Below are 19,383 nucleotides of genomic sequence, written 5' to 3' on the forward strand. Positions count from 1 at the left end.
ATAGTTCGCAATCCTTCCACTTAGTACAAACTAGGGAGGATATTGATTTGAATCAAAATATTTTAGAATCATTCGGCTGGGATTCATTTTTTGAAGAGCAAGCTGTAGAGAAGAATTATGAAGTAGGGCGTATTTTACTTGAGCATAAGCATATATATCGCATTATTTGTAATGACGGTGAATATATGGCAGAGCTGTCTGGGAAGTTTCGGCATGAAGCGGTAACGAAAGGAGATTACCCAGCAGTTGGTGATTGGGTGTATATAAAGAAAATAGAAAATGAGAAAAAGGCAATCATTCATCGTATTTTTTCGAGAAGAAGTTCTTTTTCAAGACAAGAAGCTGGTAATAGAACTGAAGAACAAATAATTGCAGCAAATGTTGATTATTTATTTTTAGTGAATGCACTTAACCATGATTTTAACGTAAGAAGGTTGGAGCGTTATTTACTATTAGCGTATGAAAGTGGTGCAATGCCTGTTATTGTTTTAACAAAAAGTAGTTTATGTGAAGATGTGGAACAAAAAATTGTAGAAACGGAAGCTGTTGCAATTGGTGTTCCGGTCTTCGTCGTCGATAGTTTAGAGCATAGAGGTATTGACTCATTACAACAATTTGTTGCTTCAGGAAAAACAATTGCTTTAGTCGGCTCATCAGGGGTTGGAAAATCTACTTTGTTAAATGCACTCGTAGGAATTGAGATAGCGAAAACGGGAGATATACGTGAGGAAGATAGTAAAGGGCGGCATACGACAACTCATCGTGAGCTGTTCCAACTACCGAGTGGGAGCTTAGTCATTGATACTCCTGGCATGAGGGAGTTACAACTTTGGGAAGGAAGCGATGCAATCCAAACAACATTTTCTGATATTGAAGAATTTGCAAAAACATGCCGCTTTCGAGATTGTAAACATGAGAATGAACCAGGATGCGCAGTGCATAAAGCAATTGATAACGGGCTAATGACGATAAATCGTTTGCAAAGCTATAAAAAGTTGCAAAGAGAATTGGCGTATTTTATGAGAAAACAAGATGCTATTCTCGCAAGAGCTGAGCGTGATAAGTGGAAGAAGATTTCTAAACAACATAAAAAAATGTAAAAAACCAAAGGACTATTCCTTTGGTTTTTTGTATTTGTAAATTTTATAATAATATTATTCATATATATAGACAAAGGGAGAATATTTGTTTAAACTTTACAAGGTGTTTATCAAAACGAATTGTAAAAATAGAGGATAGGGAATGGGATATATTCATAATTGGTTATTTATCTTTAAAACTTAATATTTAAATGTAGGAGGTTTATAATGAGTAAACTGTTAAGGTGGTTTCGAGATATAAAAGTAGCAAAAAAGCTATTAATTTCATTTTTGATAATTTTAATTGCGGCTGTCTCTATTATTGGAGGAATGTCTTATCAAACGGCTAAAAAGAATTTTGAATCACAAATTACGAGTAGTGCTCACGATAATATAAAAATATTAGATAATTTAATCAATCAAATGATTGAGGCGAAATTTAACGAAGTAAATAACTTTGCACGAGTGATTCATAGTGATATGTATCAAGGAGATAATCAAGATGAATTAAGAAAGGTATTATCTCAATATATTAATTTAAATAAAGATATTGAACAAGTATATGTTGCCGGCAATGATAAGAAGTTTGTGCAAGAACCAAATATACAAATGGCAGCAGATTATGATCCAACAACTCGTTCTTGGTATAAAGATGCAGTGAGTAAACAAGGTGGAATCGTGGTCACTGAACCGTATAAGGCGAAAGGAAATGGACATATTGTCGTAACGATTGCGAAACAAACAGAAGATAAAAATGGTGTTGTTGCGGTAGATTTAAGTTTAGAGAATTTATTGAAAACAACAAAGTTAATCAATATTGGTAAAAAAGGATATACTTTCATTTTAGATGGAAAACAAAAAATAATTGCGCATCCTCAAGAAAAACCAGGAGATAAAGCAGCTGATTCTTGGGCAAAGAGAATTTACGAAGATAATCAAGGCACTTTTTCATACACGTATGATGGTAGTGAAAAGAAAATGGTATTTGCTACAAACTTAAAAACAGGTTGGAAAATCGGTGGAACGATGTACTCAAATGAAGTAATTGAAGCTGCTCAGCCTGTATTTTATAATATGTTAATTGTTATGCTTATTTCATTAGTTGTAGGAGGGGCACTTATTTATTTCGTAACTCTTTCTATTACAAAACCTTTAAAGAGATTAGTTGCCACTTCTAAAGAAATAAGTGAAGGAGATTTAACGCAAACAATTGAAATTCATTCAAACGATGAAATCGGTCAACTTGCAAAAGGTTTTAATGAAATGACAGATTCACTAAGAACGTTAATTGGAAGAATTAATACTTCAGCAGGGCATGTTGCAGCTGCATCTGAAGAGTTAACAGCAAGTGTGAGACAAGCGAGTGAAGCGACTGAACAAATTACATCAGCAATGGATGAAATATCAAGTGGTGCAACGACGCAAACAGCAAGCGTAGAAAATGGTGCTATGTTACTGTTTGATGTAACAGAAGGGATTCAACATGTAGCAAATAGCTCATCATCTATTAATACTGCTTCTGCTCACACTCGCGAAAAAGCAGAAGATGGTGGAAAGCTAGTTGGAAAAACAGTAAATCAAATGCAATCTATTGCGGAATCTGTTTCACAGTCAGATGCTGTTATTCAGTTGTTGAATAACAAATCAAAGCAAATTGGTGATATTTTAGAAGTTATTCAAAATATTGCAGATCAGACAAATCTTCTAGCTTTAAATGCTGCAATTGAGGCTGCAAGAGCTGGTGAGCATGGAAGAGGCTTTGCAATTGTTGCTGATGAAGTACGAAAATTAGCAGAACAATCTAGTGTATCATCAAGTGAAATTAGTAAATTAATTTGTGAAATACAAGATGATATGAGTAAGACAGTAAAATCTATGAATAATGTAAATGAAGAAGTGCAATCTGGACTTGTTATCGCAAATGAAACAAAACAAAATTTCACTGAAATTTTACAATCTACAAATGAAATTGCTGACCAAATTAAAACGATGGTTGAAACAGCTAATGGGATGTCAAAAGGTGCAAATGAAGTATCTATTTCGGTTGGTCAAATTGCTATGACGGCACAAAATAATGCGACGAGTACACAAAGTGTTGCAGCGTCAGCTGAGGAGCAGTTAGCTTCTATGGAAGAAATTGGTTCTGCGGCTGGTACACTATCTCAAATGGCTGAAGAGTTACAAGTATTAATTGAAAGATTTAAAGTATAAAAAGGGGAGGCTGTCTCAAAATAGCATTAGTGCTATTAGAGACAGTCTTTTAGCTGATAAACGGATTAGAGGTTCAATGTATTTAATGTTTGTCGAAAAATAGAGGAATTTGTTAAGCGGGTGTATAATTAATATAATATAGACTACGTTTAAAGGAGATCAGTATGGGAGTGTATTGGGGAACGAAAAGACATTCTTGGCTTAGCTATGTCTCGTTTTGGTTAAGCATTTTATTCTTTGTTGCTTTTTTAATTGAAGTGTTTGTATTTAAAACACTTTCAAATAGCTCATTACAAATCGTTAAATACTTTTATTTTATATTTGTTCCATTAAATATCATTCTTAGTTTAAGGTTATTATTTAAGAAGAATGAAAAGAAAATATTACCGATTTTTAGTTTAATTGTATCACTATTATTTGCAAGTTTAATTATAGTGTTAGCATTAGCAGCTACAGGAAAAGTCTTATGAGGAGAGTGATATAAATTACTCTTCTTTTTTGTGGTTTTTTAAGAGTTATAAGTAGTGTGTAGGAAATAAGGAAAGTGATAAGTTATCAGTAAGAGGACGTATTAGTGAATAGAGAGTGAACTGAAAATACTATATGTTTTGTATGTGTTTATAAAGCAAATGAATGCAGTAAGATTCGTGATATATGGTACAATAAACATGGATAGTGATAGAGATAAAGGGTATATAAAATACTCATCGTTTTTTAGTAAGAGAGGGGTTATCTTATGCTATACGAGGATTTGATGACATTATTCCAAGCTGCTCCGATAAAATTAGATAGAGGCGGCTGGAAATATATAATCCAGGAACAAAATGATAATTATGAAATTGTTGATGAAATGTTAAAAAAGCAAATGAATGTTGAATTGTATTTTAATGAGTATGATGAGGTGAAAATCACTTTATATAAAGATGGAAGCCCTATTACTACTATGCAAAGAATTGCTATTTCAAAAGTTGAGTTGGATGAAGAGGAAGAAGGCATTCAATTCGTATTGGAACGCATGCCAAGTCGAATGATTCGTTTGCAATTAAAGCCATATCTTGCAGTAGAAATGGGGCCGTACTGGGAAGTATGTGAAGACTGTGAATGAAGATGAAAAACATCCGTATACACGGATGTTTTTTTATGTTTTTTGAAGTTGTTTAAAGGCAATAATCGGTAGTAAAATGATGCTCACCCAACCGATAATAGGGTATAGAATATGAAGTAATTCACTATATCCAATGAAACTAAAGCAATAACTAATTAGTAATATGAAGTAAATAATGTTATTACTTTTCCATCCGGTAATGGATTGCATTTGTTTTGTCATCCCGAACACATTACCAACTAAAGTTGTGAACACTTCACCGAAAATAATAAGAACAAAGAAAAAGTGAAAAGTTGCATTAAATCTTCTTATGACTTCAGCCATTGGGATATTGTATTGATAAAATTGGTCGACTGATAAGATAGCTAAATGGCTGCATAATAAAATTAAAGAAAGTCCTGCACCACCTAAAATTCCACCCCACAAAATGGCTTTTCGATCTTTTACTTCACTGGCTAACGGGACGAGAACGCTTTGGGCGAGCGAAAGATTTAAAGCGACATATGTAATAGGGCTAGTAATCCACTTCATATTCCAGCTCTCTGCAGGAATAGTATTACTAATAGGTGTTGTACTATGGAAAAAGGTTGTAATAGCGAGTCCGATAATAAAGATCATCATAATAGGTACGACAAGCGTATTTACTTCAAAAACACCTTGTAATCCCCGGCTCCCAATAATGAGACAGGCGATGACCGTGATGAAAATACCAAGTTGTCTCGGGAGGCGGAGTTGTTCTTCAAATACTGCACCGGCTCCTGATAACATAACGCTCGTTACACCAAATAATACGAGTAATAGTAATGTGTTTACGACATTTCCAAATACATCCCCAAATAAATATTTGTTGAATTCTTGAGCTGAGAATGCCCCTATTTGTGATGAAAGTAACATCATCTTTGTGCCGAGCCAAATAAAAAAAAATCCACTTATACATATGCCAATGGTTCCGTAAAATCCGTTAACTGTAAAAAATTCAACAATTTCGCGCCCAGTAGCAAATCCAGCTCCAACGACAGTTCCGATATAAGTAGCAGCGACTTTCTTTGCTACTTGCCATTGTTGATTGTCCATGTTATCCCTCTTTCTTCTATGATGAGCTTGACTTACTATTATGCATATGTGTGAGCTTGGACAATTAGACATGTGAAGTAGTTGAAAGAATACATGAATTATATGATATTAGGGAAATATTAAGGTTGTTAAAACTTTGTTACATATAAGCTGTTCATTCGGAAGAGTAGGAAATGTATGGTAAAATGTAATTAAGTTATTAAAAGATAATAATTATAAAATGATAAGAGGAGTGGATTGTATGAGTACGAAAACGAATGTTGTTGAAGTATTAAACAAGCAGGTAGCAAACTGGAATGTATTATATGTCAAACTGCATAATTATCATTGGTATGTGACAGGACCGCACTTCTTTACATTACATGAGAAATTTGAAGAGTTTTATAATGAAGCAGGAACATACATTGATGAGTTAGCAGAGCGTATTTTAGCGTTAGAAGGAAAACCGTTAGCGACAATGAAAGAGTATTTAGCAACTTCAACTGTAATCGAAGGGACAAGCAAAGAGTCTGCAGAAGAAATGGTGCAAATTTTAGTAAACGATTTTTCTGCACTTATTCAAGAATTAAAAGAAGGTATGGAAGTAGCTGATGAAGCTGATGATGAAACATCGGCTGATATGCTATTAGCAATTCATACGACATTAGAACAACACGTATGGATGTTAAGTGCATTCTTAAAATAAACATAAATGGATTAAAGAAAAACTCTATTGAAAAATTCTTTCAATAGAGTTTTTTATAATTTTTCAGTTTTCTTTTATGCTATAATATAGTAAAAAGGAGGCGATACAATGTTTCGCTTTTTCAGAACTGGAAAAGAAGATAGGGAAATTACGAAAGATGAATTAGAACAAGCGATGGCGAAGTTTCTAGAAACGAATGCTAATATCGTTTATACAGTTTTAGTAAATGATGATTACACAGTAAATTATGATTTGTTAAAGCCCTATTTACCTGCATTTCCAACAAATTTTTTTCTGATAACGAAGGAAACGCTTGAAGTATTTGAACATACAGAAGAAAATTTAAACCTAGTTAAAGAAATTGATATCGTACAAAAGGCCGTAGATCAATATGTAACAGAAAAAGAAATGTTCCCAATTGTTGAAGATAGCGAAGATCGCCTCATATGCGGAGTGAAGCTAGGACCATATTTAAATCGTATATTAAAAAGAAACTTATATATTTCAGAAAAGCATTATTTAGTTTCAAGTAAACCAGATAAGAAAAAAAGAATAGTGGGCAGATGTTATGAGAACAACAATAATATAATTGTTGTCTTTTTTTATTAAAATATTGATTTTTCAGTTTATTTAACTTTATACTACAACTAGTGGATAGGAAGGGGTGGTGTATTATGCGTATACATACATTAACTATTAAATATCATTCTGAGAATCAGGTATTATTAAGTTGAATTGTAGAATTTAACTACTTATACCGTGACCCTAGAATGATAGGAAGATTGGAGAAGCAATTATTATAAAAGGTTACGGGGGAATTCCTATATGGAAAATAATATGACTTATATTAAGTTATTAAATGAAACGTTACATTGTTATGCAAATAAAGGAAGTTTTGAAGCGTATTCTTATATAATGCATAATGCTAAAGATGTAATGGGTAATGAAGCACAAATATATAATTTTAAATATGCATTAGCAAGTGCAGCAGGACTTGAAGAAGAAGCGTTGCATTTAATGAAGAAAGCAATTATAGAAAATGGATTTTGGTACGGAAGTGAGTATTTAATTTCCGATGATGATTTAAAACCACTACATAAATTTGAAGAGTTTCATAGAATGGTTCAATTATGTAAAGAAAGAGAAGAATTAGCAAAGAAATCGGAACAAGCAGACGTGAAATATAAATACAGCAAACAAACTGAAAATCTACTAATAACACTGCATGGGGATCAAGAAAATATACAAATAATAGAACCATATTGGAACTCTGTAATGGAACAAGGTTTTATGCTAGCATTGCCTCAATCTTCCCAAATTCAATTTTCAGATGGATATGTTTGGGATAATATCGAAAGAGGAAGAGAAGAGTTAAAAGGACATTACAATAAGATTAAAGTGAATAAAACATTTGGGAATATTATTATTGGTGGCTTTTCTGCTGGGGCAAGAGTAGCGTTACATTCCATGTTACAAGGTGAAATAGAAGTGAACGGTTTTATTTTTGTGGCACCGTGGCTTCCGGAAATGGAAGAATGGGAAGAGATGATTGGAATATTGCATGATAAAAGCATAAAAGGATATATAATATGTGGGGATCAAGATGAAGATTGTTTTGAAGGTACACAGCAATTTGTAACGTTATTAAAGGATAAAAATATAGAACATAAGTATAAAGTTGTGCCTAACTTAAATCATGATTATCCTCATAATTTTGATGAGTTATTAAAAGAAGCTATTGAATATATAGGAAGCAAAAACAATTGATTGGTAGTAAGAAAAGGAGATGCATCATATGTGATGCATCTCCTTTTCGTTATTATAAATTAAAAGCATCTGCCAATAGGCGATAAGAGTTTAATTTATGTTCAAATTGATGAGTAATCGTGACAATCATAAATTCGTCAGTATTATACGCTTTGCTTAAGTTTAATATTTTTTCTTTCACAGAAGACGGATCACCGACAATCATACGTTGACGATTTTCTTTTATGCGGAATAGATCATAAGCACTATACGAATAATTTTGAGCAGTTTCAATAGAAGGAGTACCAGTAGTCCGTTTTCCTTGTTCTAATAGTAAAATCGATAAATCAAGGCTTGATGCAATCTTCTCCGCTTCTTCATTTGTTTCTCCGCAAATAACAAAAATAGATACGATTGATTTTGGTTTATCACCTAAATAGGAAGGTTGGAATTGTTCTTGGTAAGCCTTCATTACTTCAGGGCCACCGTATCCGTTAATGAACTGTGCAAATGCAAAAGAAGCGCCTTGCTTTGCGGCAATCATTGCACTTTCTCCGCTAGAACCGAGCATCCACATTTCAGGAGATGTTGGGATAACTGGAGTAGCCTTTAAGTTTGCATAATGATGGTTTTCTGGTACTTGATCATGTAAGTACATAGCAACATCTGCAATTTGTTCTGGATATTGATCAAGTGAGACCATTTTACCTTCTTGAAGTGCGCGAGTTGCTATCGGCATACCACCAGGCGCTCTCCCGACACCAAGGTCGATGCGGCCCTTATAAAGTGCTTCTAAAACGCGGAAATTCTCGGCAACTTTATATGGACTATAATGTGGCAGCATAACACCACCAGAACCAACTCTAATACGGTCAGTTTTCGCGGCAATATGTGAAATGAGTATTTCTGGACTTGAACCAGCTAAGCTAACTGAATTATGGTGCTCGGATACCCAAAAACGTGTGAATCCGAGTTTCTCAACTTCTTGTGCAAGCGTAACTGTATGCGAAATAGCTTGGGCTGCTGTGCTACCATCTGAAATAGGTGATTGGTCTAATACACTTAATTTGATCATAGAATATACCTCTCAATCTTAATGTACATCCTATTATATATTTACTTACGAAAAATGCGTAATGAAATGCTCAAAAGGAAAAGTGAATAATTTTTTATCCGCTTTTAATGAGAAAACCCTCGTTCATAATGATTCATTTCGACTAAGTTTAATATATATTCGTAGTTATCAATTTCCAGATGTATTTGCTTGCGTTCTTCTTCAGTTAGTTTAACGCTAGTGAGTTTTTTACATAGCTGCTGTTTTTTTAATTCTAAATGTTTTTTTGTAGCCTGATAATCGTAAGTACGTTTCATGTGTCTCCACCCTTTCCATACAGTTACTATCTGTATGTTTATAATATGAAGCATGTGGAAGGGGAGAGCTCCACCTTATGTATTTTTAGTGAATTTTCAAATTGTGGTGGTGTTATGTTTAAGTGAATTTATGAATAAAATGCACTAAACCACTAATTCGTATTTCATGAAGTAAGGGGTGGGATTGTGCAGAAAGATATAATGTTTAACAATGAGATGGATGAAACGTTAAAAGTTATAAATAAGGGATTAAAGAAGACGACACGTCCGAAACAAATCATTGTAGTAGGGGCTGGTATGGCTGGATTAGTTTCGGCATCTTTATTAAAAGCAGCAGGGCATGAAGTGAAGGTTTTTGAAGCGAACAACCGCGTAGGTGGCCGCATAGAGACAGTTAGGATGGAAGATACCGGATTATATTTAGATGTTGGAGCGATGAGAATTCCGTATTCGCATACATTAACGATGGCATATATAAGAAAGTTTGGGCTACAGGTGAGCCCTTTTATTAATAGGAATGAGACAGATATTATATACGTAAATGGTCGGGAAACGACATTAAAACAATACGAAAAAGATCCAAGTATTTTAAGATATCCTGTGGAAATGAATGAAGTTGGGAAAACGTCTGAGGAACTATTAATGTTAGCGGTACAGCCCATTATAAATTTTATAAAAAAGAACCCAGAGAAAAATTGGGATATTGTAGTAAAGGATTTTGGGAAATATTCTACAGGTCAATTTTTAAAATATCATCCTTATCAATATAATACGTATTTTTCGCCAGTAACGATTGAGATGATAGGTGTTCTATTAGATTTAGAAGGTTTTTTAGAAAGGTCATTCGTTGAGACGTTACGTTTTTTATATATTATGCAAGAGGAGAGCGGATTTTGCGAAATAATAGGTGGGAATGATAGATTACCAAAGTCTTTTTTACCACAATTAGAAGGAAATATTATATATAATCAAAAATTAATGAAGCTTCATCAACAAGCCAATAGTGTAACAGCCTATTACCGGAACGAGGAAACTTTTGAATATAGTAGTATTACAGGGGATTTAGTTATTGTTACAATTCCTTTTTCAACAATGCGATTTGTAGAAGTAGATCCATTTGATTCGATATCTCATGCGAAGTGGAAAACAATTCGCGAATTGCATTATATGCCAGCTACAAAAATAGGAATTCAATTTAAAAGTCGTTTTTGGGAGGAACAAGGGCAATTAGGTGGGAGAATTATAACAGATCTTCCTATACGTTATGCGTATTATCCAAGCCATGGAATCGGAGAGAAAGGGCCTGCTATGATGTTAGGAAGCTATACATGGTCTTATGATGCGTTGTTATGGGATGGGTTATCAAAGGGGGATCGTATCTATTACACACTACAAAATTTAGCAACAATATTAGGTGGTCAAGTATATGATGAGTTCATGTCTGGAATATCAAAGAGTTGGACATTAGATCCATATGCGCTTGGAGGGTTTGCACTATTTCAAGCTGGCCAAGAATCAGAATTACAGCCAGTCATTGTAAAACCTGAGGGGAGAATATATTTTGCTGGTGATCATACAACGCTGTATCACGGATGGATTCAAGGTGCGATTGAATCTGGAGTTCGTGTAGCGATGGAAGTGAATGATCAAAAAGTTTAAAATTCAGAAACTTCTTTACTGTATAACTTGAGATGGATATTATTATATATAAAAGAATTATAGGGAGTGTTTACAGTGAATCCGTTATTATTCGATTTTCCTTCTGAATTTTATACTGACAGGCTTTTTATTCGAATGCCAAAACCAGGTGATGGTAAAGTTGTATATGACGCAATTCAAGCTTCAATACAAGAATTAAAACCTTGGATGGTCTTTGCACAAAAAGAGCAAACAGAGGAAGAAATAGAAGAGAGTATTAGAAAATCGCATATTCAATTTTTGCAGCGTGAGGATTTGAGATTACTAGTTTTTTCGAACGAAACAGGTGAATTTATTGCATCTGCCGGATTACATCGTATTAATTGGGATATACCTCAATTTGAAATCGGGTATTGGATTGATTCAAGGTTTAGTGGAAAGGGCTATATGGTAGAGGCTGCAAAAGGTATAACAGATTATGCTTTCACTGAATTGAAAGCAAACCGCGTAGAAATTCGTTGTGATTCTCTAAATAAGAAGAGTAGAGCGATACCAGAGAAATTAGGCTTTAAATTAGAGGGTACTTTAGAAAGCGCGAGTGTTGCGGTAGATGGAAATGGATTAAGGGATATGTGTGTATTTGCAATGACGAGAAATACATATGAAAAAGAAGAGCTGTAAAGAAACAGCTCTTCTTTTTGTTTATTATGGTACAGGATGTCCATTAGAGCTTTCGAAAATTGTAAACCATTGTTGGCGGTCTAAGTTAACTTTTGTAGCAAGAGCGGCTGTTTTCACACGATCTAATTTACCAGAGCCAACAATTGGCATCATGTTAGCTGGATGAGCAAGTAACCATGCATACATAACAGTATCGATGCTAGTAACACCTAGTTCAGTAGCAACTTTTTGTAAAGTTTCACGTACACGTATGGCACGTTCTGATTGGCCAGTAAAGATTTCACCACCAGCAAGAGGTGACCAAATCATTGGATTAATTCGTTTTTCTTGGCATAAATCAATCGTACCTTTTTCAAAATGCTCCATTTGCATCGCAGATACTTCAATTTGATTTGTAATGAGCGGGAAATCTAAATATGAACTTAACATATTAAATTGAGAAGGTAAAAAGTTAGAAACACCGAAGTGACGAACTTTTCCTTCTTGCTTTAAGCGTGAGAACGCTTCTGCCACTTCGTTTGGGTCCGTGAATGGATCAGGACGATGAATGAGCAATACATCAATATAATCTGTATGTAAGTTTTGTAATGAATCCTCCGCGCTCTTTATGATATGTTCAGCACTCGTATTGTAGTGAGCAACATATCGTTCTGGAAATTTCGGTGATGGGGGAGCGATTCCACATTTAGTGATGATTTGCATATTTTCGCGTAAGGAAGGCTTTAATTGTAACGCTTCTCCAAACAATCCTTCACACGTATACCCACCATAAATATCAGCGTGATCGAAAGTAGTAATCCCCAAATCCATACAGTCTTCAATAAAAGAAAGTAACTCTTGCTTTGGCATATTCCATTCTGCTAAACGCCAAAAACCTTGAATAATACGAGAAAATTCTAGCGTTTCGGCCATTTGAACTCGTTCCACTATAAGTACCCCCTATATGAATGAATAATATTTTTGAAAAGGCTTTCTTACTACGTATTATTATATAGTTACAGGGTCGTACATACAATAAATATGTTTTGCTACAAAAACGTTTTTCTCTGTATGCTATAATGTAGAAACATATAGCTATAAGGAGATGTAAGGAATGATTCCAGTAACAATACTAACTGGTTTTCTTGGATCAGGGAAAACGACATTATTAAATCGAATTTTATCAGAGGATCACGGCAAGAAATTAGCAGTGATTGTAAATGAAATAGGACAAATTGGTATCGATAATCAATTAATTATGAACGTTGAAGAAGAAATTATGGAAATGACAAACGGTTGTTTATGCTGTACTGTGCGTGAAGATTTACTTGTTGCTTTAAAACAATTACTGGATGTGAAAGCAGAAGGGAAAATGGACTTTGATGGATTAGTAATTGAAACAACAGGTCTTGCAAATCCAGGTCCGATTATTCAAACTTTCTTTTTAGATCCAGTTATTCAATCTGCATACCAAATTAACGGTGTTGTAACAGTTGTAGATAGCTATCATATACATAAACATTTTGAAAAGGGACTAGAAGCAAAAGAACAAATTGCCTTTGCTGATGTTGTGTTAGTTAATAAATTAGATTTAATTGAAGAAAATGAGAAAGAAAATCTCTTGCATGAACTTCAAGGAATTAACCCGACTGCAAAGTTAATCGAGGCGACTAACTGTGAGGTAGATATTCCATCGTTATTACAAATTCAAACGTTTAAAACGAAAGATACGCTGCAAATTTACCCTCATACAGAACATAACCATCTAGAAGGTGTAAAATCGTTTGTACTACGTGAAGAACGTCCGTTAGATTTACAAAAATTGAATGAGTGGATGTCAGCTGTCGTTCAGGAACTAGGGGAGCATTTATATCGCTACAAAGGAATTTTATCTATTGATGGAGTAGATAAACGTATTGTTTTCCAAGGTGTGCATACGTTATTTGCTGCTTCGTACGATAGAGAGTGGCAAGAGGGCGAAGAGCGAGTAAGCGAAGTAGTTTTCATCGGAAGAGATATTAATAAAGAATGGTTCCAAGAACATTTTGAAGAATGTGTGAAATAAGTCTGCGTATATTGCAGGCTTTTTTTTGTTTACTAAAATTGGAATTTGTATTAAAATAATCTGAAAATACTAAACGTTTAGTATTTTATTGGGGGTAGGGGGAGAAAAGGTGCGTTTAATGATTCTTGGATTGCTTACTAAAAGGGAGTCGCTATCTGGTTATGAAATACAGCAGGCGCTAAATATGGTGCAAAGCAATAAATGGGCGGAAGTTTTCCCAGCTTCTATTTATCACGCATTAAAAAAAATGGAAAATGAAAATTTCATTCAAGTTAAAGCAATTGAAATGACCGGAAAACGGTCGAAAACGATATATTGTATTACAGAAAAGGGAAGTCAAGAATTTAAAAGGTTATTAAAGGAGTCGTTTCAAAAAACTTCAGTTATGTTTCCGAAACATCTATATACAGCGTTAACATTTCTGTCAGAAGAAGAGAGTATGAGAGAGGAGGTTTTAGAAGCTTTAGAAGAGCAGAAAAGTGAAATACGATCTACTTATGAAGAGATGAGGGAAGGAGAAAGACTAAAAGATAACGCGCCAGCGTATGTGAAACTAATTTTCGAAAATATGTATGAACAATGTGAGATGCAACTTCGATTTATTCATAGGTTAGAGAAACTATTAAAAAAATAAAAATGTGGTGGGAAGAATATGAAAATCGATCATCTTGTTATAAATGTAAATAAAGAAATACAAGAAAATAAGGAAACGATTAAAAATGTACATTCTATCGGGCTTCCATATGTTCCGAAATGGGGAAAGGGAACGAAAGGGTTTAAAGTATCTAACATATGGATTGGAAAAGAATATTTAGAATTAGTAAGAGTAAAAACAAAAGATGGGGGTGGTTGGGTACAAGAGTGGGTTCAGAAATATTGTGATGGCCATAGGGGACTTATCGGACTGGCAATTGATGTTGAAAATATAGATAAAGTGTATGGGAAAATGATAGAAGGTGGAATTGGAATTACAAAACCAGAACCATTACAATACAAGTGGTTTTTTAATTTATTTAAGAAAACTATGCCGTGGAAAAATGCATACATACAGCCGATGAAGGGGATGCCGTTTCAATTCTTTCTACAACAAATGGACGATCAAAAGAGCAGAGAATATATGGAGAAATATATGAATCCAAATAGTTTGGAGCAGGGAATTACAGGAATAAATACGGTGAAATTATATGGAGAAATAACAAATGGAGATAGAGACATTATTAGTTGTCTATTTTCAGATGTTACAAATGAAGAAGAAGAAATAGTAATACGTTTAAACAATCAAATGATTTATCTAATTCAATCGGATGAGCATTTTACGGAGATAATACTAGATTGCAAAAGCGAAGTACATAGGGAGAAGAAATTAAATATAGAAAATGTGACATTAATAAATAAATAATAAAAAGCCTGTTTTCACAGGCTTGTATTTTCATCTATAAGTAATTCCATTACAACACCTACAACTGGACCTTCGTCATCAATATCCCCATTTAAACGGAAGCCAAATGACTCATATAGTCCCATTGCGTGTTTGTTGTCAGGATGTAAACTTAAATAAATTATTTTACATTCGAATGTTTGTTGCAAGAATTGAATTAGTAAGCGAAGGAAACGTTTTGCGTATCCTTTTCCTTGAAATTGTTGGTCAATCATAAAACGATCTAACCATACGCTTTCATGTTTTTGGGAATACCAACCGTACATTGCGTATCCAACGAGTGTTTCTTTGTCATATAAGCCTACTGACGTTCCGTTTTCTTCATATAATGATTCCGCTAAAGAAAACGCATTGCTTTCAATAAACTGCTGCTGGTCTTTTGCTACGTCTAAAGCAGCAACTGAACGCCAATTATTTGCTGTTACTTCACAAATGTGAAGATTCATAGTTCCAACTCACCTTCTAAATTAGTATAGCTTACAAGCTAATATGGATAATTCTACTTGTTATTTCGATCAAGTCAAGGATAAATACATAAAAAGGCAGCTGAATGACATATTCAGCTGCCTAGAAAATATAGTTGATTAGTTTGTTGCTTCTTTTAAAGTATTTACGTTTTCTTCCATTAATGTGAAGTAATCTTTATTGTTCTTTGCATCATCCTCAGAAATAGTAGCAAGGTGATTTAAGCGTAAAATTTTTGTACCTGTTTCTTTTTGAATAACTGATGCTACTTTTGGAGTAGAGAATGTTTCAAATAAAATATATTGTAGACCGTGCTCTTTTACTGTTTTTGTAATGTCAGCAAGCTGCTTTTGAGATGGTTCATCAGATGCTGAAATTCCAGCGATTGGAATTTGTTTCAAACCGTATCGTTGTTCCCAGTAGCCGTAAGCTGCGTGTGAAACTAATATTTCTTTCGTTTTTGCATTTGCAACAACTGCTTTAAATTGATCATCTAAATCAGTAAATTTTGTTTGTAGTGCTGCAAAGTTTTTTTCGAACTCTTTTTTATGTTCAGGCTGTAATTCTACAAGTGCATTTTTAATTTTTTCTGCTTGTTTCATCGCAAGAGTAGGGTCTATCCAAACGTGTGGGTCTTTATCGTGATGATGTTCATCTTCTTTATGACCGTCTCCATGATCGTGCTGCTCTTCTTCAGATGAAGCACGAAGTTCGATATCTTTAGATGCATTTACAATCTTTACGTTTTCTTTTTTTAATGATTTTTCCATTTTTTCGGCAAATGGTTCTAATTCTGCGCCGTTATAAACAAATAAATCGGCTTTCGCCACTTGTACAGTCTGCTTTTGACTTGGTTCAAATGTATGAGAATCCGCACCAGGTGGGTAAATTGTTTCTACATTTACATAATCACCACCGATTTTTTTTGCAAAGTCAGCGAGTGGGAAAATGGTTGTATAAACAGAAAGTTTCCCATCTTTTTTCGCTGTACTATCTTTGTTGTTAGAACATCCAGCAAAGATGAGTGTGAAAATAAGTATAAATGAAAATAGAGCTAATTTTTTAGGCATATAATTCTCCTCTTTTCTTTTTTACAATTATATTTTCTCCAAATATAAGAAGAAAATATCGTTTTAATACAAAACGGAATAATTACGTTTTAGTTTGCGAACCTAGTATAATACATCTTTATGAAAGTTGCAATAAATAATAATCATTACGATTTGATTTTGTAATAAATCTGTCAAAAAGAAAGGTATTAATTTTTATGATTAGTGCATATGTGACAATGTTACTTTCATATATTGGGAGGGAGCAGAAAAAAGGGGATGAGCGCTTGGGTTACTTCATGGAAGCTATCTTATTAATACTTGCGGTTGTTTTGCCATTATCTTTTGTTTTAATTTTTTTAAGAAGACTAATAAGTAATTTAGGGGATGCTACAACAATTACAAAATTGCCAGCGGAAGAAAAAGAAGAGAAAAAAGAGTAAGTAAAGCACTATGCATACGCATAGTGCTTTACTTATGGTAAAATGGGAGAACGGAAACTCCTGTTAGCGACGATTAGCTATAGGAGAGAATAGTAAATAAAGAGGTATACACATATATGAATAAGCGAACAGCGTTAGTACTTGGCGCAAGTGGGTTAGTTGGACAAGAAATAACGCGACTATTACTTGACTCAGATTACTACGATTCGGTTACTATTTTTGTAAGGGAACCATTACAATTACAATTACAGCACGAGAAATTGCAACAGAAACAGGTGGATTTTTCAGTGTTAGAGGAATACAAAGAATTTTTTGCAGTAGATGATGTTTTTAGTTGCTTAGGAACAACGATAAAAAAAGCGAAGTCGAAGTCGAATTTTAAAAAAGTAGATTATGAATATACATTACGAGCTGCCTGCTTAGCTGAAAAACAAGGCGTGCAAAATTTTCTTGTTATTTCATCAATGGGAGCAAAACCTAAATCATTTTTCTTTTACTCGCAAGTGAAGGGGAAAATGGAAGAGGAGCTGAAAAAGTTAGTTATTGGTGGCATACATATTTTCAGGCCGTCATTATTAGTTGGAAATCGACAAGAATATCGTTTTGGGGAAAGAATGGCTGAGAAATTATCTCGTATTCTTCCGTTTATATTTAAAGGGGCTTTTAAAAAGTATAAACCAATTTCAGCTAAAGATGTGGCGAAAGGAATGTATATAACAGCGCTGCGTGAAGAATCTGGTATTCATATTTATAATTCAAATAAAATTACAACGATAGAATAAATAAAACCGAGAAGAATGACTTTTACTGAAAGACAAAGGAAATAGAGTTTTAGGCTTGGATTAACAGTAAATACACGTTGTTTAACACTTATATTAAAATGAAAGAGGAGTGGGGAATCCACTCCTTTTATCACGACAATTTTATTCCACTTTTATCCCTCATACGTCTCAAATAACCTTTTCAAATACGCCTGATTTCCTTTCGTGATATACTGCTCAGTTTCTATTAAACGCGTTGCTAATTCGGACTTCGTTAGACGTATATACTGTCTGTAAACATTCTTTAAATTCCTGTCAGACTTTAATTGTTCAAACTCGTGAAAAGCATGTTTTTCATTTTTTCGATAGGGAAGGTGCTTTTCGATCTCTTTTTGTTTTTTCTTATAACTCTTACTCTTTTCTTTATAATACGCATAGATTTTTTCATGATTTCTTATAGTATTAAAATGAATCCCTTGGCCTTGTTCATCGAGTTCTTTTGTCTTTTTAGATACATTGTGCAAGGTAACTTCTTTGCCCTCCGCAAGAAGGGCGTCTATTGCTTTTTTACCTAGTTCGAAGGAGGTAATCCCTCGTTTTTCGTAATCACACTCTAAACCATTTTTATGGTTTTTTTTATTTTCATTACTTCCAAATTAAAACCTTTTTCCTCGTAAAATCCCTTCGTTTTTTCTGCCCATTCTATATAGTTTAGTAATTCATGCTTTTGTTCTGGTTCGGGTATTTTAGTGCTGTGGGCAAAGAAGGCTTGGATTCCACAGTAGTTATTGTTAGTTTAATTGCAGGAGTTTTAGGAATTGCAGCTTTTGTCATTCGTCAAAACTTCTTAGAAAAACCAATTTTAAACTTTAAGATCTTCCTAAACCCTAAATATACATTATCTATTTTCGTGCTAATTACAACTATCTTTGCAATGTATTCGGTGATGATTTCTGTACCGTTATTTTTGCAGAACATTCAAGGCATGACAGCATTAAAATCAGGATTAATTATGCTTCCAGGTGCGATGATTATGGGATTATTAGCACCAATTAACGGTAAGTTATTTGATCGTTTTGGAATTCGTCCACTTATCCTAATCGGTTTTTCTTTAATGATTGTGGCATCTGTAATTTTAGGGAATCTAGGACTAGAAACCGCTTCGTGGGTTATTTGTTTAACGTATGCTATTCGTTTAATTGGCGTGGGGATGGTTCAAATGTCTCTTCAAACAAATGCACTCAATGCATTAAAGCCAGAAGAAGTATCACATGGTACTGTGATGAACAGTACGTTAGGGCAAACAGTTGGAGCAATAACTTCAAGTCTTATTGTCACGTTGATATCGAATCGTACACAGTTTCATGGTACAGAAATGTTAAAAGAACATAAATCAGAGATGATCGGAATGTCAGCTGATGCGATTCAAAAGCTGAAAAAAACAATTTCAATAGATGCCTTTATTGCTGGGAACAATGACACTCTTTCTTATAATCAATTGTGGTTGCGGTAATTGGTTTAGGATTGGGATTATGTTTAAAAAGCAAAAAAGATGGGGGTTTCTAAATAAAATTTGAACTTTAAGATTAGGTT

The 19,383-nt window shown here is 34.0% G+C and carries 22 protein-coding genes and 1 pseudogene; 16 read left to right on the forward strand and 7 right to left on the reverse strand.

Annotation, left to right across the window (positions count from 1 at the left end; all coding sequences use genetic code 11):
* Nucleotides 1–47: 47 nt before the first annotated feature.
* The 5 genes and pseudogenes from rsgA (at nucleotide 48) to JFT95_RS08055 (ending at nucleotide 4,395) form a co-directional block, all read left to right on the forward strand.
* Nucleotides 48–1,100, forward strand: a complete 1,053-nt coding sequence (gene rsgA / locus JFT95_RS08040) for a ribosome small subunit-dependent GTPase A (protein ID WP_002126970.1) — start codon at nucleotides 48–50, stop codon at nucleotides 1,098–1,100.
* 309 nt (nucleotides 1,101–1,409) lie between these two features.
* Nucleotides 1,410–2,348: pseudogene (locus tag JFT95_RS30220) on the forward strand (HAMP domain-containing protein); the annotation flags it as partial.
* Between the two features lie 123 nt (nucleotides 2,349–2,471).
* The gene (locus tag JFT95_RS30225) at nucleotides 2,472–3,290 is read left to right on the forward strand and encodes a methyl-accepting chemotaxis protein (protein WP_431168351.1); all 819 of its coding nucleotides are present in this window, start codon (nucleotides 2,472–2,474) and stop codon (nucleotides 3,288–3,290) included.
* 164 nt (nucleotides 3,291–3,454) lie between these two features.
* A complete protein-coding gene (locus tag JFT95_RS08050) occupies nucleotides 3,455–3,760 on the forward strand; it encodes a hypothetical protein (protein ID WP_002012413.1) in 306 nt (101 codons plus the stop codon).
* Nucleotides 3,761–4,026: 266 nt separating this feature from the next.
* Nucleotides 4,027–4,395, forward strand: coding sequence for a DUF3979 family protein (locus JFT95_RS08055; RefSeq protein ID WP_002165937.1), 369 nt, complete (start codon nucleotides 4,027–4,029; stop codon nucleotides 4,393–4,395).
* 33 nt (nucleotides 4,396–4,428) lie between these two features.
* Here JFT95_RS08055 and JFT95_RS08060 read toward each other — a convergent pair whose 3' ends face one another.
* Nucleotides 4,429–5,469: a YkvI family membrane protein gene (locus tag JFT95_RS08060; RefSeq protein ID WP_002064968.1), complete on the reverse strand. Its 1,041-nt coding sequence runs from the start codon at nucleotides 5,467–5,469 to the stop codon at nucleotides 4,429–4,431.
* A 241-nt stretch (nucleotides 5,470–5,710) separates the two neighbouring features.
* Between JFT95_RS08060 and JFT95_RS08065 the strand changes: the two genes are divergently transcribed.
* From JFT95_RS08065 to JFT95_RS08075, 3 genes are all read left to right on the forward strand, one after another.
* Nucleotides 5,711–6,154 (forward strand): Dps family protein, encoded by a 444-nt coding sequence (locus tag JFT95_RS08065; protein WP_002012416.1) that lies wholly within the window; start codon nucleotides 5,711–5,713, stop codon nucleotides 6,152–6,154.
* A 108-nt stretch (nucleotides 6,155–6,262) separates the two neighbouring features.
* A complete protein-coding gene (locus JFT95_RS08070; RefSeq protein WP_151304634.1) occupies nucleotides 6,263–6,763 on the forward strand; it encodes a DUF3939 domain-containing protein in 501 nt (166 codons plus the stop codon).
* A gap of 216 nt (nucleotides 6,764–6,979) precedes the next feature.
* On the forward strand, nucleotides 6,980–7,921 hold the full coding sequence (locus JFT95_RS08075) for an alpha/beta hydrolase (RefSeq protein ID WP_033730285.1): 942 nt from the start codon (nucleotides 6,980–6,982) through the stop codon (nucleotides 7,919–7,921).
* Nucleotides 7,922–7,973: 52 nt separating this feature from the next.
* Here JFT95_RS08075 and JFT95_RS08080 read toward each other — a convergent pair whose 3' ends face one another.
* Both JFT95_RS08080 and JFT95_RS08085 read right to left on the reverse strand, forming a co-directional pair.
* On the reverse strand, nucleotides 7,974–8,975 hold the full coding sequence (locus JFT95_RS08080; protein WP_002012419.1) for an LLM class flavin-dependent oxidoreductase: 1,002 nt from the start codon (nucleotides 8,973–8,975) through the stop codon (nucleotides 7,974–7,976).
* A gap of 104 nt (nucleotides 8,976–9,079) precedes the next feature.
* Nucleotides 9,080–9,271 carry a DUF3896 family protein gene (locus tag JFT95_RS08085; RefSeq protein WP_002012420.1) on the reverse strand — a complete coding sequence of 64 codons (192 nt, stop codon included), beginning with the start codon at nucleotides 9,269–9,271 and terminating at the stop codon, nucleotides 9,080–9,082.
* A gap of 186 nt (nucleotides 9,272–9,457) precedes the next feature.
* On the opposite strand from JFT95_RS08085, the gene JFT95_RS08090 reads away from it, so the two are divergent.
* Both JFT95_RS08090 and JFT95_RS08095 read left to right on the forward strand, forming a co-directional pair.
* Nucleotides 9,458–10,930: a flavin monoamine oxidase family protein gene (locus JFT95_RS08090; protein WP_033730283.1), complete on the forward strand. Its 1,473-nt coding sequence runs from the start codon at nucleotides 9,458–9,460 to the stop codon at nucleotides 10,928–10,930.
* Between the two features lie 75 nt (nucleotides 10,931–11,005).
* Nucleotides 11,006–11,590 carry a GNAT family N-acetyltransferase gene (locus JFT95_RS08095; RefSeq protein WP_002126982.1) on the forward strand — a complete coding sequence of 195 codons (585 nt, stop codon included), beginning with the start codon at nucleotides 11,006–11,008 and terminating at the stop codon, nucleotides 11,588–11,590.
* Between the two features lie 24 nt (nucleotides 11,591–11,614).
* Here JFT95_RS08095 and JFT95_RS08100 read toward each other — a convergent pair whose 3' ends face one another.
* A complete protein-coding gene (locus JFT95_RS08100; RefSeq protein WP_201051923.1) occupies nucleotides 11,615–12,517 on the reverse strand; it encodes an aldo/keto reductase in 903 nt (300 codons plus the stop codon).
* Between the two features lie 166 nt (nucleotides 12,518–12,683).
* Here JFT95_RS08100 and JFT95_RS08105 point away from each other — a divergent pair, with 166 nt between their 5' ends.
* From JFT95_RS08105 to JFT95_RS08115, 3 genes are all read left to right on the forward strand, one after another.
* Nucleotides 12,684–13,634 carry a CobW family GTP-binding protein gene (locus tag JFT95_RS08105; protein ID WP_002086082.1) on the forward strand — a complete coding sequence of 317 codons (951 nt, stop codon included), beginning with the start codon at nucleotides 12,684–12,686 and terminating at the stop codon, nucleotides 13,632–13,634.
* Between the two features lie 109 nt (nucleotides 13,635–13,743).
* Nucleotides 13,744–14,268 carry a PadR family transcriptional regulator gene (locus tag JFT95_RS08110; protein WP_201051925.1) on the forward strand — a complete coding sequence of 175 codons (525 nt, stop codon included), beginning with the start codon at nucleotides 13,744–13,746 and terminating at the stop codon, nucleotides 14,266–14,268.
* Between the two features lie 18 nt (nucleotides 14,269–14,286).
* Nucleotides 14,287–15,033 carry a VOC family protein gene (locus JFT95_RS08115; protein ID WP_201051927.1) on the forward strand — a complete coding sequence of 249 codons (747 nt, stop codon included), beginning with the start codon at nucleotides 14,287–14,289 and terminating at the stop codon, nucleotides 15,031–15,033.
* A gap of 14 nt (nucleotides 15,034–15,047) precedes the next feature.
* On the opposite strand, the gene JFT95_RS08120 is transcribed toward JFT95_RS08115, so the two are convergent.
* Together JFT95_RS08120 and JFT95_RS08125 are read right to left on the reverse strand one after the other, a co-directional pair.
* Nucleotides 15,048–15,518 (reverse strand): GNAT family N-acetyltransferase, encoded by a 471-nt coding sequence (locus tag JFT95_RS08120; RefSeq protein ID WP_201033666.1) that lies wholly within the window; start codon nucleotides 15,516–15,518, stop codon nucleotides 15,048–15,050.
* 138 nt (nucleotides 15,519–15,656) lie between these two features.
* The gene (locus JFT95_RS08125) at nucleotides 15,657–16,607 is read right to left on the reverse strand and encodes a metal ABC transporter substrate-binding protein (protein ID WP_201051929.1); all 951 of its coding nucleotides are present in this window, start codon (nucleotides 16,605–16,607) and stop codon (nucleotides 15,657–15,659) included.
* Nucleotides 16,608–16,804: 197 nt separating this feature from the next.
* On the opposite strand from JFT95_RS08125, the gene JFT95_RS08130 reads away from it, so the two are divergent.
* Nucleotides 16,805–17,029 carry a hypothetical protein gene (locus JFT95_RS08130; RefSeq protein ID WP_201051932.1) on the forward strand — a complete coding sequence of 75 codons (225 nt, stop codon included), beginning with the start codon at nucleotides 16,805–16,807 and terminating at the stop codon, nucleotides 17,027–17,029.
* 116 nt (nucleotides 17,030–17,145) lie between these two features.
* Nucleotides 17,146–17,811, forward strand: coding sequence for an oxidoreductase (locus JFT95_RS08135; RefSeq protein ID WP_201051934.1), 666 nt, complete (start codon nucleotides 17,146–17,148; stop codon nucleotides 17,809–17,811).
* Between the two features lie 152 nt (nucleotides 17,812–17,963).
* On the opposite strand, the gene JFT95_RS08140 is transcribed toward JFT95_RS08135, so the two are convergent.
* A complete protein-coding gene (locus JFT95_RS08140) occupies nucleotides 17,964–18,314 on the reverse strand; it encodes a hypothetical protein (protein ID WP_201051936.1) in 351 nt (116 codons plus the stop codon).
* 245 nt (nucleotides 18,315–18,559) lie between these two features.
* On the opposite strand from JFT95_RS08140, the gene JFT95_RS08145 reads away from it, so the two are divergent.
* The gene (locus JFT95_RS08145; protein ID WP_242487601.1) at nucleotides 18,560–19,303 is read left to right on the forward strand and encodes an MFS transporter; all 744 of its coding nucleotides are present in this window, start codon (nucleotides 18,560–18,562) and stop codon (nucleotides 19,301–19,303) included.
* The last annotated feature ends 80 nt before the right edge of the window (nucleotides 19,304–19,383 follow it).

This window comes from Bacillus sp. TH17, from assembly GCF_016651125.1.
Classification (GTDB): Bacteria; Bacillota; Bacilli; order Bacillales; family Bacillaceae_G; genus Bacillus_A; species Bacillus_A mycoides.